Source organism: Azospirillum himalayense, assembly GCF_042657465.1.
Taxonomy (GTDB): Bacteria; Pseudomonadota; Alphaproteobacteria; order Azospirillales; family Azospirillaceae; genus Azospirillum; species Azospirillum himalayense.
Genome location: NZ_JBHSLC010000028.1, coordinates 1 through 19,213, shown reverse-complemented (window position 1 = coordinate 19,213; position 19,213 = coordinate 1). Strand labels below are relative to the sequence as shown.

Sequence of the window (19,213 nt, the reverse complement as noted above, 5' to 3'; positions counted from 1 at the left end):
CATTCCTCTTTATTTGGCATCGTTGGAGAATTTTAACAAAAGAAGCCTTACGCCATATTCTATTTCGTTCCAATCCTTTAAGAAAACGCGACGGTAATCGATAGTTATGTAGGCGCTTAACTCTGGTATTATCATAATGTGATTGCAGTAAGGTACGCGTACTATGTTTTTCCCATCAATCATTTCTTCTGGAGGGTCGCCTAATTCACGAGTTGTGCAGTGAATTACTGTTTTCATATGACCTGTTTTGTCTTCCTGATAAAACAAGTCATCCCATCTCCCTTTTTCGAATTCATCAAGTTCATCTATGTTTTCCATCCTTGACAACGACAGCCAACGAATAACTTTATTAATATCAATGTATCCAGCTTCGAGGCCGTAAATAGATTCTCCCCATTGTCGTTGACTAAAATCCTGGGGAAGCCATTTATCCGGCGATTCTCTAAAATATTCAGGATGAGCCATTTTCCACAGGAAACTCACCGAAGCCTCTTGAGATGAGTAAAATTTCACGCGCGTATCTAGCTTGGCTCCCCCTCCAGGCGTATGAAACGCAATGGTGTTACCGTCATGCTGCGGCACTAAGCCAGGCCACAGCATCCATAGATCAATTCCATGCTTTGTACCGTAATTCCGTGTCCGTTGATGAATGTAACCACTTGGTACACGAAACTTCTTTCCCTCGCTGATTAGAATTTCCGGTGCTCCGGCCAGCGGCGAGTCTGGATCGAACATTGGAGCTTTCTCTTCTGCCATTGCCATAAAAGGCAACAACAAAAGCACCACTAGAAGCGCAAATGCTCTCATCGATTTCCAGATCATTTTGATAGCCGCCGGATATTGCCGTAACAACTCAGAAACGAGAAAAATTGAAGTTGGTGATATTATAACGTACTGCGAATCTATCTTTCACAATGCGTTTATGAGCATTACAAGAATTTTATTACGCGTTTTCCTTGTTCATCGATTCCCCAATATTTGACTTTTTTCCCATCAAGTACAGACTTTGCCAACTCTTCCAGTATGCGATCCACGCCCCCAAATGGCGCAATGATATCCACTAACCACAATGTCTGGCCGCTTTTCCAGTCGAGCGGAGCCAGCCGGTTTACGCTGGACATAAGGCGGGCATCAACCTCGTCGGAAACACTTGCCCACAGCGCTACGCCAGCCACTCGACCTTTGGAGCGGAACAGGTGGATTTGCCGAAGCATCAGCGCCGGCATCACCGCCCATTCGAGATCGGCAAGGAACAGGTGACGGTGAGCTGGCGACTGGGTCAGCAGCCAGACGATCTCCCCGAGCAAGGTCGCCATAGTCGGTGACGCCGCGTTCTCCGGTGTCCGTTCCGGCGACGGCGTTTCATGGACCGCCGTTCCGTTTGTCATCGCAGTTTCACCGGCTTCCGAAGTCACCGTCGCTTCCGTGTGTTTGTTTACCATACTATCTCCGTCTGCTCGCGCTTCAGATCCGCCGTATGCGTCTTATTGATAAACACAAAGCGATTTCCACATTCGTAGTAATGAGGAGCGCAACAATTGACAACTGAATTGTTCTTGGTCGGCCATGTTTTCTCTCGTGAGGTCGAGACTTTTTGAATATACGCCTATGCGGCGGCAATTGTCGCCGCGAACCTTTGAAATGACTTTTCTAAGTTGCTTGCCCTTTACGCAGTCAAGTCACCGTTCCCTCATGGCTTCCTGCGTCGCCTTGAACACCGGCATCAGCAGATAATCGATGACCCGGCGGCTGCCGGTGCGGACGTCCACAGTGGCCGACAGACCCGGTCCGAGCGGCACGGCGCGCCCATTGACCATGATGTTCTGCCGGTCCAGCGCCACCCGAAGTTTGTAGACGGGCCCCAGCCGTTCGTCTGCCACCGCGTCCGACGACACCGCCTGCACCCGGCCCGGTACCGCCCCGTATTTTGTGAAGGCGAAAGCGTCCAGCTTCACCTGCACCTGCTGGCCGGGCTCCACGAAGCCGACATCGCGGTTCAGCACCTTAGCTTCGATTTCCAGAACCGCGTCCAACGGCACCAGCTTCATGAGCGGTTGAGCGGATTGCGCCACCCCGCCCACCGTATGCAGCGCCAACTCATGCACCGTCCCATCCTCCGGTGCCCGCAGAGTCAGCGCCGCCAGACGCTGTTCCGTCTTTGCCAATTCTTCTGCCAAGCTCGCGGCGCGGGTTTCCGCTTCCACCAGTTCCGCCGCTTGGTCGCGTGCGGCCGAGCGGCGCGCCTGATCGATTCGTTCCGTCGCCGCTGCTGCAGCCAGATCCGCCTCGCGCAGGGTCGCACGCTGGATGCGCAGATCGGCTTCGGCGGTCACCAATTCCTGGCGAAGCGTCAGGTAATCGGAGGTCGTGGCGTGCTGACGCTCCACCAGGGCCCGCTTGGCCTCTTCCCGCGTGCGGATCAGTGGCAGCACCGCCTCCAGCTTGGCAATGGTCGCCGCCGTCGCCTCGCGAGTCGCCAGTGAACGGTCGCGCTCCTGGCGCAGGGCCGACGCTTCACCATTCAACCGTGCCAGCTCCGCTTCGAACAGCCGGCGCTCGTCAGCAACCCTGGCCGGGTCGGCGCCCTCCGGCACCGTGAAGCTCTCCGTCCCGGCGAGCGCCGCACGGAGCCGCGCCGCCCGCAACTGGGCAGCCACCAGTTCCTTGGCCATCCGGTCGCGGTCGGCCAGGGCGTCGGTGGTGTCGAATTCCAGCAGGATGTCGCCCGCCGCAACCCGCTGTCCTTCGCTCACCAGGATGCGCCGGACAACCCGCTGCTCCGGCGGTTGGATGACCTTGACCCGCCCCGATGGAACCAGCGTGCCCTGGGCCGGCACCACGATATCCAGTTCCCCCAACACGCCCCAAACCAGACCAGCGGCGGTCACCGTTATCAGCAGCCAGGGCAGAAGCCACAGCAGCCAAGGGGGCGGCTCTTCCGTTACTTCCACAATCGGCGGCGGCAGTAGGTCGTGCAGATCATGATTTGATACCGCGGTCATGCTGGATCTCCCACCGCTGATCGAGGCTGAGGCGGCTGAGGCTGATGCGGTGTCGCCAGACCGGCCTGGATGGCGTGCAGGCGGGCGTAGCGCCCGCCGGCGGCGACCAGCTTGGCGTGCGGCCCGTCCTCCACCACCCGCCCGTGTTCGAGCACCAGGATGCGGTCGGCGTGGCGCAACGCGGCCAGCCGGTGGGCCACGATGAACACCGTCCGTCCCGCGCAGATGCGCCGCATGTTGCGGTGGATCAGCATCTCCGACTCGTAGTCGAGCGCGCTCGTCGCCTCGTCCAGGATCAGGATGCGCGGGTCGACGGCCAGCGCGCGGGCCAGGGCCAGCCGCTGCCGCTGCCCGCCGGACAGCCGCGTGCCGCGCTCGCCCACCACCGTGTCGTAGCCCTCCGGCAGCGCGGCGATGAACTCGTGCGCCCCGGCCAGCCGTGCCGCCGCTTCGATCCGCTCCATGTCCAAGGACGGGTCGGCCAGCGCGATGTTGTCGCGCACCGACCGGTTGAACAGCGTCACGTCCTGCGGCACCACGCCGAGCTGCCGGCGCAGCCACGCCGGATCGACCCCGGCGAGGTCGATGCCGTCCACGGTCACCGCCCCGCGCTCCGGCACATGCAGCCGCTGCAGCAGCCGGACCAGAGTGGACTTGCCGGAGCCGGACAACCCGACCACCCCGACCACCTGTCCCGCCGGCACGGCGAAGCTCAGCCCCTCCAGCACCGCCGGCCCACGCGGCCCGTAGCGGAAGGTGACGCCGCGCAGCATCACCCGCCCCTCGATCCGGCCCAGCGGCGTGCGGCCGGGCACGGCGCCGGGCTCACGCTGCGCGTTCATCACGTCGCCGAGCTTGGCCAGGGCCACGCGCCCCTGCTGGACCTGCTGCCACATCTGCGCCAGCCGCAGCACCGGGGCGCTGATCCGCCAGCCCATCATGTTGAAGGCGATCAGCGTGCCGGCGGTCAGCGACCCATCCATCACCAGCCGCGCGCCGTACCACAGGATGGCAACGCTCATGATCTTGGTCAGGAAGGCGACCGCTTGGTTGACCGTCTCCGACAGCACGGCGGAGCGGAAGGAGGCCCGCGTGTTGGCGACCAGCAAGTCCTGCCAGCGGTGCAGCATGCGCGGCTCCGCCGCCGCGGCCTTCAGCGTCTCCACCCCATGCACCGCCTCGACCAGGAAGGCCTGGGCCTCGGCTCCCTTGGCGAAGCGGTCGCTCTGTCGCGCCTTCAGCAGCGGCGCCAGCACCCCATGGACGAGCGCGAAGCCCAGCAGCGTCAGCAGCACGATGCCCGTCAGGTGCGGACTCAAGAACCACATCACCACGATGAAGACCAGGGTGAACAGCACGTCCATCAGCACCGTCAGCCCCGGCCCGGTGAGCAGGGCGCGCACGCTGTCCAGCTCCTTCACCCGCGCGGCAAGCGCGCCGACGGGGCGGCTCTCGAAGAAGGCCAGCGGCAGGGCCAACAGATGCTCGAACAGGCGGCTTCCCAACTGCACGTCCATTTTGCTGGTCGTGTGGGACAGCAGCGCCGCGCGCAGTGCACTCATCAGAAAGTCGAAGACCGCGACCGCCGCCATGCCGATGGCCAGCACGTCCAACGTACTGAGGGTGCCGGACGACAGCACCTTGTCGATGACGACCATGCTGAACAGCGGTATTGCCAGCCCGAAGAGCTGGATGCACAGCGAGGCCAGCGTGACCTGGCTCAGCACCCCGGCGTGCTGGCGCAGTGCCGGAAGGAACCACGTCAGCCCGAACGGCCGGGCCGCACCGACGGGTGCTTGGGTGATCATGTAACCGGTCCAAGCGGCGTCGAATTCCTCCCGCGTCTGCTCAGCCGGTCGGTTGGCCGTGGTGTCGAGGAGCAGAACGCGCTCGGCATCGGCGCGGGCGACCAGAACGATGGCGCCGCCGGTCATTTCCGCCAGGGCGGGCAGCCGCGTTCCCGCCAGCTTCCGCCGTCCAAGCCGATGACGCCGGACCGAAGCGCCCAGCCGATGCGCCACGGTCACCAGTGCTTTGCCATCGAGCGGCAGGGGCATTCCTGCCATCGCCGCCGCGATCTGGCCGGCGTCAACGGGACGCCCGATCAGGCGCAAGAAAGCCGATAGAGCCTGCTCCCCGGAAAGGGACGGTGAGGATGGACCGGGCGTTGGCGCGACGTCCTCGATCTGGCACTCAAGAGCAACCAAAGAGGGCACCATTTCTGGAGTTGACGAATACGGTAGTATGCATCGACGGCGCAGCTCGTTATGGATGCGGCAACCCGGTCCATAAACGTGCCGTCAGGTTGCAATGCCACGACAACATTAAACCAGTCAATGCGAATCATTAAATTCATGTCATGATTGTGCTGTTGCGCAGCGTGCCAGCCCCAGCTGCCGAGTAGGCTGCTTATCGACCTCTCGAATATGGAGCAGCCGGTGGGCGCCGGTGGCGTGCCCGGTGTAAGCGATCAGGGAACCTTCCAATTACCCACAAGCTGGGGCGCGATCTCCAAGGCCAAGGCAATGTCGATCAGGCGAGACATGCCCCGCCACATGATCGGTTCGCATATCGCGGTCCCTCAATGTTTGTGGGTTCAGCATATTGGCCCTGGATCACGCCAGGCAACAGAGGCGGCACTCACAACCGGGGTGACGAATTGCCCGGTGCTCGTGCCAGCATGACGCTGTCATACATTCAGACATGGTGAAATCGGTCGGCGATCGGCCGGAATGACGGGGGGAGAACGGGCCTGTTCAGAGTTGCGCTGTTTTGGTGGCGCCCATCGACGAAAGCAGCCCACTCTGCCGAGTGACGCCGGGACGCTCAACAGCGCTCGCCGATGCTGGAGAGGGGTTTTCCGATTGACGGTGCCCACCGGCACGCCTCCAGTATGGGGCATGGCAGAACGACTACCCCGGATCTCCCAACCGGTTCCGGAGGGCGGTCCCAGAGGGCGGTCCCAGGGGGCGGTCCCAGAGGGCTGCCTTTCGCGCACCGACACGTTCCACACGGCCGCCATGCTTCTCTTCACGATTGCCGATCTCCAGCGCAGCTTCAACCCCGGGCAGATGACCAAGGGCCAAGCTTATCAGCGCGACGGCCGGGTCCTCACGCTCGAGGTCAGCCCGGACGGCCAACTGCTCCGCGGTCAGGTGCAAGGCACCGCCCGGCGGCCATACAGCGTTACCGTCCACGTCCCCCCTCCATCCGGGTCAGGGCGCGCCTGGGGAGGAACCGCGCCTCGGCTCGTCGGCTCCTGCTCCTGCCCGGTGGGATACGACTGCAAGCATGTCGTCGCATTGCTGCTCGAGGCCCTGGCGCGGTCCAAGGCCGTGCCGGCGGTGAGGGGCGGACAACGGCCGCATTCCGAACCGCCCCTGGCGGCTTGGCTTGCCACGCTCGACCAGGCGGCCGCAGTGGCCGATCCGGAAGCGTATCCGGACACCATTCGGCGTCGGGTGTTGTATGTGCTGAACGTCGCGCCGGCGGAGAAGCACGGCCGCAGCCTGACCGTTGAAGCCATGTCCGTCCAGTTGCTCAAGAACGGTGGCCTGAGCGCCACCGCCTCACCCATGCGCGCCGGCAACGTGGTGAACGCCGGCATTCCCTCGGCGTATCTGCGGCCAAGCGACCTGTTCGTGCTGCGCTCCTTGTGGGCCCTGCATGGTCCCTATTTTCCGCACACCGTTTACCCGCTCGTCGGCGACACGGGCCTTGCCCTGTTCGAGCGCATTCTGAACACGGGCCGGGCCCGCTGGCAGAAAATCAACGGCCCGGCCCTCACACTGGGAACGCCGCGGTCCGGGCAGCCGACCTGGCTCGCCGAAAGCGACGGAACCCAGCGCTTGGTTTTCGCAGTGGATGAGCCTGCCGACGTTACGCTGCCACTGACGCCGCCCTGGTATCTGGACAGCCGGTCCGGTGCGTGCGGGCCGATCGCCACCGACCTTCCTCCGCAACTCGCGGCGGTTCTGACCAATGCACCGCCGGTGCCGCCGGACCAGGCCGACTGGCTGCGCCGCGAGCTCGGCCGCCGCCTGCCTGACCGGCCGGCGCTGCAGCCGGCGGGCTTTGGCGAGACTGTGGTCAAGGACGTCGCTCCCGGACCATGCCTGTGCATTTCTTTCGGTCAATTGGACGAAAACATGCTGTTTGCTTCGTCCTTCTACGATGAGGACGACGGCTTGTTCGAGGACGACGATGACGAGGCGTTGTCGACGGGGGTGCCGGTGGCGCGGTTAACCTTCGACTATGACGGGGCTCTTGTGGTGGCCGGAGATCCCAGCGAGGAACTGACGATGGTGGAGGAGGGGAAGCTGGTGGTTGTTCCCCGCCAGAGGGACGACGAAGCCGCGGCGGTGCGGCGTCTGGCTGCGTTGGGCTTCCGCCCGGTGGATCACGTCACCATGGACGGCGTGCCGGTCGGGGAGCCGGGCGATCTGGTGCTGCTGCCGGATGACGAGGACGTCCACTGGCTGGCCGGGCCACTGGGGCCGATTCTGAATTTCCTGCACTGTGACGCCCCGGGGCTGCGGGCCGAGGGCTGGCGCATCGACCTCGACGATGCCTTTCCGCTGCGCCTGGCCGAACCGGAGGACGATTGGATCGCCGAGGTCGCGGAGGGCGGTTCGGGCATCGACTGGTTCGGGTTGTCCTTGGGCGTCACGGTCGAAGGCGAGCGGGTCGACCTGGCGCCGGCGCTTCTGCCCCTGTTGCGTGCCCTGCCCGAGAACGGTGATCTCAGCGTGCTGGACGAGCTGGAGGAGGCCGGGTCGGTGCTGTTCACGCCGCTGGAGGATGGCCGTGTGCTGCCGCTGCCGGTTGACCGGGTCCGGCCGTTGCTGGCCGCGCTGTACGATCTCTACCGCGTCGGTGGCATCGACGAGGATGGGACCATTCGCCTCTCCAAAGCCCGCTTGGCCGAACTGGCCGAACTGGAGGCCGCGGCAGCCGCCACCGGCTTGCGCTGGCTGGGCGCTTCCCGTCTGCTGGAGGTCGGGCGACGCTTGCGTGAGGCCGACGGCATCCCCCCGGTGCCGCCGCCGGGTGGGCTGCGCGCCGATCTGCGGCCCTATCAGCAACACGGCCTGAACTGGCTGCAGTTCCTGCGCGCCATCGATCTCGGCGGCATTCTGGCCGACGACATGGGGCTGGGCAAGACCGTGCAGGCTCTGGCGCACGTGCTCACCGAAAAGGGGGCGGGGCGTCTGGACCGGCCCTGCCTGGTGGTGGCGCCGACCAGCCTGATGGCCAACTGGCGGCGCGAGGCGGCGCGCTTTGCGCCTGACCTGTCGGTGCTGACGCTGCATGGCAGCGGTCGCAAGGCCGAGTTCGGCCGGGCGGCCGAGCACGACCTGGTGCTGACCACCTATCCGCTGCTGGCCCGCGACAAGGAGGCGCTGCTCGCCCAGGACTGGCACGTCGTGCTGCTCGACGAGGCGCAGGCGATCAAGAACCCCAAGGCGCAAGCGACACTGGCGGCGTTGCAACTGCGGGCGCGGCACCGGGTGTGCCTGACCGGCACACCGATGGAGAACAATCTGGAGGAGCTGTGGTCGCTGTTCCACTTCCTGAGCCCCGGGCTGCTCGGGGATCACCGCCGGTTCAAGCGGGTGTTCCGCACGCCCATCGAGAAGCAGGGGGACGAGGAGAGACGCCGGTTGCTGGCCCGGCGGGTCCGCCCGTTCTTGCTGCGCCGGACCAAGGCGGAGGTGGCGGCCGAGCTGCCGGAAAAGACGGAGATCGTCGAGACGATCGAGCTGGACGGAGCACAGCGCGATCTCTACGAGAGCATCCGGGTGGCGATGGATGCCAAGGTGCGGGCCGCGATCATGGCCAAGGGGCTGGCGCGCAGCCACATCATGATCCTGGACGCGCTGCTCAAGCTACGCCAAGCCTGCTGTGATCCACGCCTGCTCAAGGTGGAGGGCGCGGCCAAGGTCAAAGGCTCGGCCAAGCTCGAGCGGCTGATGGACATGCTGCCCGAGCTGGTCGCCGAAGGCCGGCGGGTGCTGCTGTTCTCGCAGTTCACCAGCATGCTCGGCCTGATCGAGGATGAGATGCTCCGGCGGGGGATCGCCTACGTCAAGCTGACGGGGCAGACGCGCGACCGCGAGACACCGGTGAACCGCTTCCAGGCCGGGGAGGTCCAGGTGTTCCTGATCAGCCTGAAGGCGGGAGGCACCGGGTTGAACCTGACCGCCGCCGACACGGTGATCCTGTACGATCCCTGGTGGAACCCGGCGGTGGAGCGCCAAGCGATGGATCGGGCGCATCGCATCGGCCAGGACAAGACGGTGTTCGTCTACAAGCTGATGGCCGCCGGCACGGTGGAGGAGGCGATCCTGACGCTGCAGGCACGCAAGCAGGCCCTGGCCGACGGTTTGTTCGATCCCGAGGCCGATGCGGGCGCAATACTCACCGCGGAGGACATCGAACTGCTGTTTCAGCCCTTGGGAGGAGCCTGACGACCGAGAGAAGAGCGACCGCTCTGTGCGGCTGGCGATTGTCGTAGCCTTCCGAGCCGGCGAACAGGTCCCGTTTGGCGGCCTCGCGTGTTGGGTAGCGCTGCCGGTGGGCAAGCTCGGACTTGGCCGTTCCGAACCCGCTCTCCCGGGACGCGTTGTCCCAGCCGACCGCCTTGCGGCTGAGCAGGTCGAGGATGACGGCCAGGGACAACCAGCCCTCATCTGTGGATAGGTAACACTACTCAAGGCGCTGACCAATGGCGGCAGCAAGCGCGATACCGCTGACTCGCGTCCGCCAAATGTCCCGAGCCAGATCGGCGATGCACGCGACGGCCTGCTCCGGGACCAGCCCGCCCAGTCGAATATTGGAAATGCAACTGCGGGCCGAGTCCGGAGTGCCGGGCCGCGGCGCCCAGGTGACGTAGCAGCCGAGGGAATCGGCCGCCGAAAGCCCTGGGCGCTCACCGATCAGTACGATCACCAGCGCCAGCCCCAACGCCTCGCCGACAGCGTCGCCGACGGCGACCCTGCCTTGTTCCACCAGTGCCACCGGGGCGAGTTCCAACCTTTGGTCACGCAATGCCTGCTCAAGGCCGATGACAACCGGGGCGGCGTTGACGTCAATCGCCATAGCCGACAGCCCATCGGCCACCACGATGCCCACGCGGGGGCGTTCCCTGTCCACGCTATCCGGCACCACCAACCTGCGCAGCCGGGCGGCGTCCTTGTTGTCGAGCCGGCGGCCCAGGTCGGGGCGGCGCAGATAGGTGGCCCGGTCGGGGGCGGCGCTCCGCAACCGAACGACCGGCATCCCGACGGCTTCCAACCGACGGCGCAGTCCCTCAAGATCGGGGGCCGCCCACACGGCGTCGCGGGCGCGGGCATGGTCATGGAGGAAATCCAGATGAGCCCGCGTGGGCAGTGAGGTGCCGGCCCGGCCCAACGCCACCCGGGCGTCGGTGAAGCGGCGCAACGGATGGATGTCTCCTGGAGCCGGGACAATGCTCGGCATCTTGTCGTCGCTCTTGGTCATCGCGGTGCCTCCAGCGCGGCGAACGACCGGACCGCCTCCAGCAGCGGCGTCTCCATCGGGACGGGCCGCCAAGCGTTCCGCTCGTCCAGCAGCCCGACCCGGCGCGCCCAGTCCTCGAATTCCGGGGCTGGCGGGCGTCCGGTCAGGCGGCGGACCGTCAGGGCGTCGTGATGCGACAGGCTCTGGTAGTTCAGCATGATGTCGTCGGAGCCGGGCACCGTGATGACGAAGGTGACGCCCGCCAGGGTCAGCACCGCGAACAGCGTGTCCATGTCGTCCTGGTCGGCCTCGGCGTGGTTGGTGTAGCAGACGTCCACCCCCATCGGCAGGCCCAGCAGCTTGCCGCAGAAATGGTCCTCAAGCCCGGCCCGGATGATCTGCTTGCCGTCGTAGAGGTATTCGGGGCCGATGAAGCCGACCACGGTGTTGACCAGCAGCGGCCGGAAGGCGCGGGCGACGGCGTAGGCGCGGGTTTCCATGGTCTGCTGGTCGACGCCGTGATGGGCGTCGGCGGACAAAGCGGCTCCCTGGCCCGTCTCGAAATACATCGCATGGTCGCCCACCGTGCCGCGTTTCAAAGACAGCGCGGCCTCCTGCGCCTCGCGCAGCACGGCCAGGGAAACGCCGAAGCCGCGGTTGGCCTTCTCCGATCCGGCGATGGACTGGAACACGAGGTCCACCGGCGCCCCGCCCTCGATCGCCCGGATGGCGGTGGTGACGTGACCAAGGCAGCAGGTCTGGGTCGGGATGTCCAGCCGGACGCGCAACTCGTCCAGCAAGCGGACGATGCGGCCGTAGTCCTCCACGCTGTCGGTGACCGGGTTGACGCCGAGCACCGCGTCGCCGCTTCCCATCAGCAGCCCGTCGAGCAGGCTGGCGGCGATGCCGCGGCTGTCGTCGGTCGGGTGGTTGGGCTGCAGCCGCGTGGACAGCCGTCCGGCCAGCCCCAGGCTGTTGCGGAAGGCCACGGGATTCTCGCATTTGGCCGCCACCGCCATCAGGTCCTGCGCCCGCATGAGCTTGGACACGCCCGCCACCATCTCCGGCGTCAGACCGTCGGCGAGCGCGGCCAAACCGTCGCGGTCGGCGGCGTCCGAGAGCAGCCAGTCCCGGAACTCCCCGACGGTCAGCGACGCGACGGGGGCGAGGGCCGCCGCGTCCCGCCGGTCGTGGATCAGGCGGGTGACCTCGTCCTCCTCGTAGGGCACGAGGTCGGTGGTCAGGAAGTCGCCCAACGGAATGTCGGCCAGGACGCGCTGGGCGGCGTGGCGCTCCAGCGCGCTTCCGGCGGCCAGCCCGGCCAGCTCGTCCCCCGAGCGGGCGGGCGACGCCTTGGCCAGCACGTCGCGCAGATGGGGGAAGCTCCAGCGGGTGCCGCCGAGCGAGGTGGTGTAGGGCATACGGGCTCTCCGGCGAATGGGAGACGGTTCAGAATCGGCGGGGATCGACCGCCGTCAGGTCGAGCGGCGGCTGGCGGCTGGCCAGCAGATCCGCCACCACCATGCCGCTCAGCCCGCCGAGCGTCAGCCCGACATGCTGGTGGCCGAAGGCGTAGAGCACACGCTCGCTGGTCCGCGACCGGCCGAGCACCGGCAACCCGTCGGGGAAGGTCGGGCGGAAGCCCAGCCAGTCGTCGGTCTGGCGGACGCCCGGCTGCTTCAGGGCGGGCAGGGCCTCGCGGGCCGAGCGGGCCAGCAGTTCCGTCAGGCCGGACGCCTTGCGGGGATCGAGCCCGGCCAGCTCCACCGTGCCAGCCACCCTCAGTCCCTGGGCCATGGGGGTCATGTAGAGCCCGCGCTCGGCCCAGCCGCAGGGCCGCCCGATCGGGTCGATCACCCCGCCGAAGGTGACGTGATAGCCGCGCTCGGTGTCCAGCGGCAGGCGGTCGCCGCAGTCGGCGGCCAGCGGCCGGGAATGGATGCCGGCGGCCACCACGGCATGGTCGAAACGCTCATCGCCGTCCGGTGTGACGAGGACGACGCCGGAACCGCCGGGGGCCAGCCGCGTGACGGCGCGGGCCTCGGTCCGCAGGCCGCGCCCGGCCAGCCAGCCGTGCAGCGCGGTGAGGAAGCCCGCCGGGTCGCTCAGATGCCAGCTTCCGGGGAACAGCACGCCGTGGGCGAAGATCGGCGCCAGCGCCGGCTCCAGCCCCCGGATGGTCGAAGCGTCCAGAACCTCGCAGGCTACGCCGGCCTCGCGGCGCAGCCTCAGGGAGTCCGCGCTGTTCCGGAAGGAGCGCTCGCTGGAATAGAGATAGAGGCATTCGCGGCGACGGATCCGGTCCTCCAGCCCGGCGTCGCGGATCAGGTCGGCGTAGCCCTCGTAGGCGCGGCCAAGGAGCTGCCCGAGCGCGGCCACCGCTGCCTCGTAGCGGGCCGGGGTGGAGTGCCAGAGGAAGCGCGCCAGCCAGGGCATGAGCCGCGGCAGGTAGGAGGCGCGCAGCCGGAAGGGGCTGTCGGCGGCCAGCAGGTAGCGGTGGAAATCCCGGAAGACCGACGGGTTGTTGACCGGGATGCAGGCGTAGTTGGCGAAGGTCCCGGCGTTGCCGTAGGAGGCGCCGCCTGCCGGACCCGCGGGGTCGAACAGCGTGACGGAATGCCCGTCGCGCATCAGCCAGTAGGCCGAGGACAGACCGACGAAACCGGCGCCGATGACGGCGACTGTGGCCATGGCGGGTGTGCTCCTTCAGCGTGGATCGGATGGAACGGACCGGCGGTTCACCAGACGTCGCGCAGCAGCCGCAGCCAGTTGCCACCCATGACCCGCTCGATCTTTCCGGACGACCAGCCCTTGCGGACCATGGCGGCGGTCAGGTTGGGATAGTCCTCAATGCGCTCGATGCCCTTGGGGAAGACCAGCTCGCCGAAGGTGGTCAGGCGGCGCCCGTTGCCCTTGTCGTGCATCACCCATTCCTGGAAGGACCAGGGCTGGCCCTGCGACATGTCGGTGCCGATGCCGACATGCTCCTCGCCGCAGACGCCGACCATGTAGTCGACCACGTCGATAAAGTCGTCGATGGTGGAGGCGGTGCCCTTGGGCAGGAAGGGCGGGAAGATGGTGACGCCGACATAGCCGCCGCGCTGCGCCACGCTGCGCAGGGTGTCGTCGGACTTGTTGCGCGGGTGGTCCTTCAGGGCGCGCGGGCAGCAGTGGGTGTAGGCCACCGGCTTCACCGACGCCTCGATCGCTTCGGTCGCCGTCCGTTCCGACACGTGGGACAGATCGACCAGGATGCCCAGCCGGTTCATCTCCGCTACCACGTCGCGCCCGAAACCGGTCAGCCCGGCGTCCTTGCCCTCGTAGCAGCCGGCCCCGACGAGATTCTGGGTGTTGTAGGTGAGCTGGATGATCTTCACGCCCAATTCGGCGTAGAGTTCGAGATAGTCGATGTTGTCGTCGATGCCCGACGTGTTCTGCCAGCCCAGGATGATGCCGACCTTGCCGTCGGCCTTGGCCTTGCGGATGTCCTCGACGCTGCGGATCTGGGTGATGATGTCGCCGTGCTCGCGGAACATGCGCTTCCAGTGGCCCACGTTCTTCATGGTGTCCTGGAAGCCTTCCCAGACGCTGCAGGTGCAGTTGGCGGCGGTGATGCCCGCCGTCCGCATCGCCTCGAAGATGCCGCGGTCGAAGTTGCAGACGAGAAGGGAGTCGGTGACGATCAGGTCCTCGTGACGGACGTCGGCGATGCTGTCGGGCATGATGGCCTCGGATGTGATTGCGGATGGGAGGCGCGCCGGGGCGCGCCACGTCAAGGGGAGGGGGTCAGTAGAAGACGTTCGGCAGACCGGTGACGATGCCGGGGAAGAGGGTGAAGAGCGCGATGGCCGCCAGCATCAGCAGCCAGTAGGGGATGGCCTCCCACGCCGCCTCGGTGATGTTGACCGCGCCTTTGGTCAGCGACACCAGGACGAACAGGTTGATGCCGACCGGCGGGGTGATCATCCCGATCTCGATCAGGACGGTGACGACGATGCCGTACCAGACCGGGTCGAAGCCGACGTTCATCATCAGCGGGAAGGTCAACGGCAGGGTCATCAGCATGATCGAGATGCCGTCGAACAGGCAGCCGAGGACCAGATAGAGCAGGACGATGCCGAGCAGCAGCTCGTACTTGCCGATGGCCATCGCGCCCATGGTCTGGGCGAGCTGGGCGGGCAACCCCAGGATGCTGATGGCCTGCGACAGGATGGACGCTCCCAGGAAGATCAGCGCGATGGCGCCGAAACCGCGCACCGCCGCGATGAGCGCGTGCAGCAGCCCCTTCATCGTCAGCTCGCCGACGGTGAAGCCGAGCGCGATGGCGGCGACCACCCCCAGGGACGCCGCCTCGGTCGGGGTGGCGATGCCCATGTAGATGGTCCCCAGCACCGCGAACATCAGGATGGCCAGCGGCCAGAGATCGACCAGCGACCGCAGGATGACCGCCAGCGACACCGCTTCGCGGTCGTCGGGCAGCCAGCCGGGCGAGAGGCGGGCGCGGACGGCGACCAGCCCCATGAACATTGCCGCCAGCAGGAAGCCGGGAATCAGGCCCGCCAGGAACAGCTTGCCGATCGACACGTCCATGGTGGCGCCGTAGATGATCAGGATCAGGCTGGGCGGGATGATGATCCCCAGCGTGCCCGAGGCGGCCAGGATGCCGACCACGCTCTTCGCCGGGTAGCCGCGCTGGATGAGCTGCGGGTAGGCGACCGATCCGACGGCGGCGGCGGTGGCGAGGCTGGTGCCGCTGACCGCGCCGAACAGCGTGCCGACCGCCACGTTGGTGTGCATCAGGCCGCCGGGCACCCGGCGGAACAGCGGCGACACCGCCGAATAGATGCGGGCGCCGAGCCCGCTGGCCAGCAGGACCTCGCCCAGCACGATGAAGGCCGGGACCGCGCTGAGGGTAAAACTGTTGAAGGCGTTCCAGCCGGCGGTGATTCCCAGCTGCAGGGCGCCGCCGACGAACAGTTCCAGGATCAGAAAACCGGTCAGCCCCAGCGCCACGCCGATGGGAAACCCGGCGAGGAGCATGACGGCCAGACTCACGCCCATGACGAGCCATACCATGTCGCTCACTCCAAATTCTTGATATCGCCCGCTCGGGCGCGGGTGGTGAAAGCGGTCGCGCGGCCGAGGCCGGGCGACGGGCCAGACGGCGGATCAGGCGCGCTTCAGCAGGCGCAGGACGCGCAGGACGATCATCGACAGCGCCATCACCGGGATGCCGAACATCCATGGAGCCACCGGCAGGGCGGCGTTCTCGGAGCGGGCGGAAATCTGCCAGGAGAAGGCGGCGAACTTGTAGCCTTCGACCAGAATGATGACGAAGAACAGGATCGTCGCCACGTCGCCGGCCAGCCGGCACAGCCGCTGCAAGGCGGGAGACAACCGGCTGGTCACGATCTGCACCGTGATGTGTTCCCGGTCGAGGTCGGAGGTGACGATCGAGATGAAGCTGGAGGTCGCGAACAGCAGTCCGACGAACTCATCGGAGAAATCGAGCGGGACGCCGAGAACATAGCGATTGAGCGTCGCCACGATCACCAGCGCGATGAAGCAGGCGATGATGCCGGCTCCGATGTTCTTCAACAAATTCGATATGGAATTGTCCATGCCATGTCCCCCTCTTGTCCGTGCATGGCACGCCGCCGCGCGGCCGGCGGCGTGCCGACCGGCTACTTCACGGCGTCGAGGATGGCGTTCATGTTGGCGACGGCCTTCGGCCCGACCTGTTCGGACATCTCTTTCCAGGTCGCGCGCGCGGCCGTGATGAAGGCCGCCTGATCGGCGTCGGAGAAGGGCTCCAGCATCTTGCCGCCGGCGTCGGCCAGCTTCTTCAGTCCGGCCTCCTCCCGCTTGCCCTTGGTGAACTCCTCGTTCGTGTAGGCCAGCACGTCGGCGGCGGCGGCGCGCAGCGCCTCCTGCTGGGCGGGGGCCAGGGCCTGGAAGCGCTTGGTCGAGATCAGCAGGTTGATCGGCACCCCGGCGTGCGGCTGGAGATAGGCGGCGTAGGGCGTCACCTCCTGGAGCGAGATGGTGGTGGCGATGCTGCCCATGTAGGTGGCGCAATCGACGACGCCGGTCTGCAGGGCGACGTACATGTCGTTCTGCCCGATGATCTGCGCGGCGATGCCCAGCTTCTTGAAGGTTTCGACCTGATGGCGGCCCCAGACGCGGATCTTCTTGGACTTCAGGTCCTCCAGGCTGCGGACCGGAGTCTTGCAGAAGACATGGACGCCGCGCTCGGGGACCTGCACGGCGCCCAGCGTGGTGATGCCCCATTTCTCGAACACGGGCGCGTAGATGGCCTGGATGGCCGGCACGGCCTTGAGCTGGTCGTCCACCGCCTCGATGGAGCCCTGGACATAGGCCACGGCCAGTTCCGGCTCGTCGCGCGCCACATATTCGGGATACAGCGCCGACATGTCCACCGCGCCCGACGGCAGGACGCGCAGGATGTCGGCGTCCTTGATGCCCAGCGACCCGCCATGGAACACCTGGATCTTGAGATCGCCCTTGGAGTGTTCCTCCACCTTCTTCGAGAAGTAATTCAGGTACTCGGCGACGGGGCGGCTTTCGACCCAGACCGAGTGCAGCCGGAGGGTGGTTTCCGCCGCGGCCGGCAGGGCGGACAAGGCCATGCCAGCCGCCAGAAGCGCAGTGCATGCCGATTTGCAGAGACGCATATCAACCCTCCTCGATGAGCATCCGATGGAAGCGGCTGTCCTGCAGCCGTATGCAAGCCTGTCATACTGTACGCCATACAGTCAACGTCCGTATTACGAAAAATCACGCCACTCGCCATACACTTGAAGCGTACGCACCCGGCAATGTATGGTGAGGCCCAAAGGTCGACGCCCCTGCGCCCCAGGCGGCAGGGGACGCGACAGGCGATCATGGGAAGGACAATGGCACTGAACAGCCGCGACCGGCGGAGCGGCATCGACGCGCGCGCTCTCGCAACGCTGAAGGCCACGATGGCCGAACTCGACCGCGACAGCCCGATCTACGTGCGCATCGCCACCGCCCTGTCGGCGCAGGTCGCCAGCGGGCAGTTGTCGCCCGGACAGGCGCTGCCGTCGCACCGCGAACTGGCGCGCTCCCTGGACGTCAACCTGACGACCATCACCAAGGCCTTCAACCTGCTGAAGAAGCGCGGGGTGATCTCGGCGGAGGCGGGGCGGGGCACGGCGGTGCGCGGACGGGACCTGAACCACGCCGCCCCGTCCTATGATCAGCCGCGCCTGCCGCCGGCCATCGACCTGTCGGTCCACAAGCTGAGCGTGCCGGGCTACCAGGAGTTCATCGGCAGCCTGCTGCGCCAGATCGCCAGCCACCCCGACGATCTGGCGCGTCTGCAGGAGTATCATTCAGCTTTCGGCAGCAACCACAACCGCCGTCTGGCGGTGGAGTGGCTGCTGTCCTGGGGGGTCAGCGCCACGCCCAATCAGGTCGCGGTGACCGCCGGCGCCCAGCACGCCATCCTGGTGGTGCTGGCCAGCGTGCTGTCCGCCGGCGATTCGATCCTGGTGCCGCGTCTGGTCTATCAGGGCGTGAAGGCCGCCGCGCAGGTGCTGGGGTTGGGGCTGATCCCGGTCGACACGGACGAGCACGGGATGATTCCCGACAGCCTTGCCCGGCTGGTCGGCGACCCGCGGGTCAAGGCCATCTTCCTGGTGCCGACGCTGGCCAACCCGACCACCGTCACCATGCCGCTGGAGCGGCGTCAGGCCATCGTGGACATCGCCCGCCGCAACTCCCTGCTGATCGTCGAGGACGACCTGTTCCGGCCGCTGGCGTCGAACCGGCTGCCCAGCCTGTGGTCACTCTATCCGGAAGGGTGTTTCCACATCTCGTCGCTGTCCAAGGTGATCGCGCCCGGCAACCGCTGCGGATTCGTGGCCTTTCCCGAACGGTACGGAGCGGCGATCGCCTCGGCGCTTCGCGGCAGCATCTGGATGACCGACGTCATCTCGCTCACGCTGGTGCAGAACCTGCTGGAGCAGAAGAAGCACCTCGAGTTCGTCGGCGCGCTGCGTCAACAGCTGACGACGCGTCACGGCCTGGCGCTGACCCATTTCGGCAGCGCTTTGGCGAAGAGCGATCCGGAAAGCCTGTTTCTCTGGCTGGATCTCGACTCCAGCCAGGATTCCACGGCCATTGCCGAAATGCTCTATGAGCGGGGCATCGGCGTGGTGTCGTCGGATGTCTTCATGATCGGCAAGACCAAGCCGAGCAATGGCATCCGCATTTACAAGGGTTCGGCCCGCAGCGATACCGAGTGGGACATTGCCCTCTCCTTGATCGCGACCCTGGTGCGTAAACCGGAATAGCGAGATCCCGTTGTGGAAGGGTCGCAGGCCACATCGTCGCGGAAGTGTTGGGCGCGGGACGTGGGTTCGTAAATGGGCGGCAGCGTCGGCGTCGGACGCGCGAAACCGATCCACAGGCTGATCGGCGAGTATCTCGATGCCCGATGGCTCGCGCGCTATGCTGATACTCCGCGCGCGCAGCGCCGGCTGCTCGCGCAGCTTCATGGCAACGGCGTCCCCGCCAGCGGTACAAGAGCTTACCGGCAGCGGGGACCTTGGATGGAGCATCTTGGACTCCGTACGGGATCGCACTAACAGGACGCGGAAAAAGGTCTGTTGCCTGCCGGCCTGTCGTGATTCTCTACGGTCGTGGAGAATGCAGCCAGCGAGGGGGCGATGCGGGGCTCG

Annotated in this window: 13 protein-coding genes; 2 read left to right on the top strand and 11 right to left on the bottom strand. The window is 66.1% G+C overall.

Annotation, left to right across the window (positions count from 1 at the left end; translation table 11 throughout):
- Positions 1 to 9: 9 nt before the first annotated feature.
- The 4 genes from ACFPMG_RS15585 to ACFPMG_RS15570 form a co-directional block, all read right to left on the bottom strand.
- Positions 10 to 822, bottom strand: a complete 813-nt coding sequence (locus tag ACFPMG_RS15585; RefSeq protein WP_376996014.1) for a hypothetical protein — start codon at positions 820 to 822, stop codon at positions 10 to 12.
- Between the two features lie 107 nt (positions 823 to 929).
- Complete coding sequence (locus ACFPMG_RS15580; RefSeq protein WP_376996013.1) at positions 930 to 1,442, bottom strand: toxin-activating lysine-acyltransferase; 513 nt, start codon at positions 1,440 to 1,442, stop codon at positions 930 to 932.
- A 237-nt stretch (positions 1,443 to 1,679) separates the two neighbouring features.
- Complete coding sequence (locus ACFPMG_RS15575) at positions 1,680 to 3,002, bottom strand: HlyD family type I secretion periplasmic adaptor subunit (RefSeq protein ID WP_376996012.1); 1,323 nt, start codon at positions 3,000 to 3,002, stop codon at positions 1,680 to 1,682.
- On the bottom strand, positions 2,999 to 5,188 hold the full coding sequence (locus tag ACFPMG_RS15570) for a peptidase domain-containing ABC transporter (RefSeq protein ID WP_376996062.1): 2,190 nt from the start codon (positions 5,186 to 5,188) through the stop codon (positions 2,999 to 3,001). The genes ACFPMG_RS15575 and ACFPMG_RS15570 overlap by 4 nt, the downstream gene beginning before the upstream one ends.
- 834 nt (positions 5,189 to 6,022) lie before the next feature.
- Here ACFPMG_RS15570 and ACFPMG_RS15565 point away from each other — a divergent pair.
- Positions 6,023 to 9,472, top strand: coding sequence for a DEAD/DEAH box helicase (locus ACFPMG_RS15565; RefSeq protein ID WP_376996010.1), 3,450 nt, complete (start codon positions 6,023 to 6,025; stop codon positions 9,470 to 9,472).
- Between the two features lie 238 nt (positions 9,473 to 9,710).
- On the opposite strand, the gene eutC is transcribed toward ACFPMG_RS15565, so the two are convergent.
- From eutC to dctP, 7 genes are all read right to left on the bottom strand, one after another.
- On the bottom strand, positions 9,711 to 10,505 hold the full coding sequence (gene eutC / locus ACFPMG_RS15560) for an ethanolamine ammonia-lyase subunit EutC (RefSeq protein WP_376996009.1): 795 nt from the start codon (positions 10,503 to 10,505) through the stop codon (positions 9,711 to 9,713).
- A complete protein-coding gene (locus ACFPMG_RS15555) occupies positions 10,502 to 11,905 on the bottom strand; it encodes an ethanolamine ammonia-lyase subunit EutB (protein ID WP_376996008.1) in 1,404 nt (467 codons plus the stop codon). The genes eutC and ACFPMG_RS15555 overlap by 4 nt, the downstream gene beginning before the upstream one ends.
- A 28-nt stretch (positions 11,906 to 11,933) precedes the next feature.
- On the bottom strand, positions 11,934 to 13,175 hold the full coding sequence (locus ACFPMG_RS15550) for an NAD(P)/FAD-dependent oxidoreductase (protein WP_376996007.1): 1,242 nt from the start codon (positions 13,173 to 13,175) through the stop codon (positions 11,934 to 11,936).
- Positions 13,176 to 13,222: 47 nt separating this feature from the next.
- The gene (locus ACFPMG_RS15545) at positions 13,223 to 14,206 is read right to left on the bottom strand and encodes a dipeptidase (RefSeq protein WP_376996006.1); all 984 of its coding nucleotides are present in this window, start codon (positions 14,204 to 14,206) and stop codon (positions 13,223 to 13,225) included.
- Between the two features lie 64 nt (positions 14,207 to 14,270).
- Positions 14,271 to 15,560, bottom strand: a complete 1,290-nt coding sequence (locus ACFPMG_RS15540; protein WP_376996005.1) for a TRAP transporter large permease — start codon at positions 15,558 to 15,560, stop codon at positions 14,271 to 14,273.
- 93 nt (positions 15,561 to 15,653) lie between these two features.
- Complete coding sequence (locus tag ACFPMG_RS15535; protein ID WP_376996003.1) at positions 15,654 to 16,106, bottom strand: TRAP transporter small permease; 453 nt, start codon at positions 16,104 to 16,106, stop codon at positions 15,654 to 15,656.
- Positions 16,107 to 16,168: 62 nt separating this feature from the next.
- A complete protein-coding gene (gene dctP / locus ACFPMG_RS15530) occupies positions 16,169 to 17,134 on the bottom strand; it encodes a TRAP transporter substrate-binding protein DctP (protein ID WP_376996002.1) in 966 nt (321 codons plus the stop codon).
- Between the two features lie 267 nt (positions 17,135 to 17,401).
- Here dctP and ACFPMG_RS15525 point away from each other — a divergent pair, with 267 nt between their 5' ends.
- Positions 17,402 to 18,826 carry an aminotransferase-like domain-containing protein gene (locus ACFPMG_RS15525; RefSeq protein ID WP_376996001.1) on the top strand — a complete coding sequence of 475 codons (1,425 nt, stop codon included), beginning with the start codon at positions 17,402 to 17,404 and terminating at the stop codon, positions 18,824 to 18,826.
- Positions 18,827 to 19,213: the final 387 nt, after the last annotated feature.

Excerpts from the sequence above, each read along its gene's own strand:
- eutC (WP_376996009.1), bottom strand. The coding sequence starts at position 10,505 with ATGACCAAGAGCGACGACAAGATGCCGAGCATTGTCCCGGCTCCAGGA.
- dctP (WP_376996002.1), bottom strand. The coding sequence starts at position 17,134 with ATGGCCTTGTCCGCCCTGCCGGCCGCGGCGGAAACCACCCTCCGGCTG.
- ACFPMG_RS15525 (WP_376996001.1), top strand. The coding sequence starts at position 17,402 with ATGGCACTGAACAGCCGCGACCGGCGGAGCGGCATCGACGCGCGCGCT.
- ACFPMG_RS15575 (WP_376996012.1), bottom strand. The coding sequence starts at position 3,002 with ATGACCGCGGTATCAAATCATGATCTGCACGACCTACTGCCGCCGCCG.
- ACFPMG_RS15550 (WP_376996007.1), bottom strand. The coding sequence starts at position 13,175 with ATGGCCACAGTCGCCGTCATCGGCGCCGGTTTCGTCGGTCTGTCCTCG.
- ACFPMG_RS15585 (WP_376996014.1), bottom strand. The coding sequence starts at position 822 with ATGATCTGGAAATCGATGAGAGCATTTGCGCTTCTAGTGGTGCTTTTG.
- ACFPMG_RS15580 (WP_376996013.1), bottom strand. The coding sequence starts at position 1,442 with ATGGTAAACAAACACACGGAAGCGACGGTGACTTCGGAAGCCGGTGAA.
- ACFPMG_RS15555 (WP_376996008.1), bottom strand. The coding sequence starts at position 11,905 with ATGCCCTACACCACCTCGCTCGGCGGCACCCGCTGGAGCTTCCCCCAT.
- ACFPMG_RS15545 (WP_376996006.1), bottom strand. The coding sequence starts at position 14,206 with ATGCCCGACAGCATCGCCGACGTCCGTCACGAGGACCTGATCGTCACC.
- ACFPMG_RS15565 (WP_376996010.1), top strand. The coding sequence starts at position 6,023 with ATGCTTCTCTTCACGATTGCCGATCTCCAGCGCAGCTTCAACCCCGGG.
- ACFPMG_RS15535 (WP_376996003.1), bottom strand. The coding sequence starts at position 16,106 with ATGGACAATTCCATATCGAATTTGTTGAAGAACATCGGAGCCGGCATC.
- ACFPMG_RS15540 (WP_376996005.1), bottom strand. The coding sequence starts at position 15,560 with ATGGTATGGCTCGTCATGGGCGTGAGTCTGGCCGTCATGCTCCTCGCC.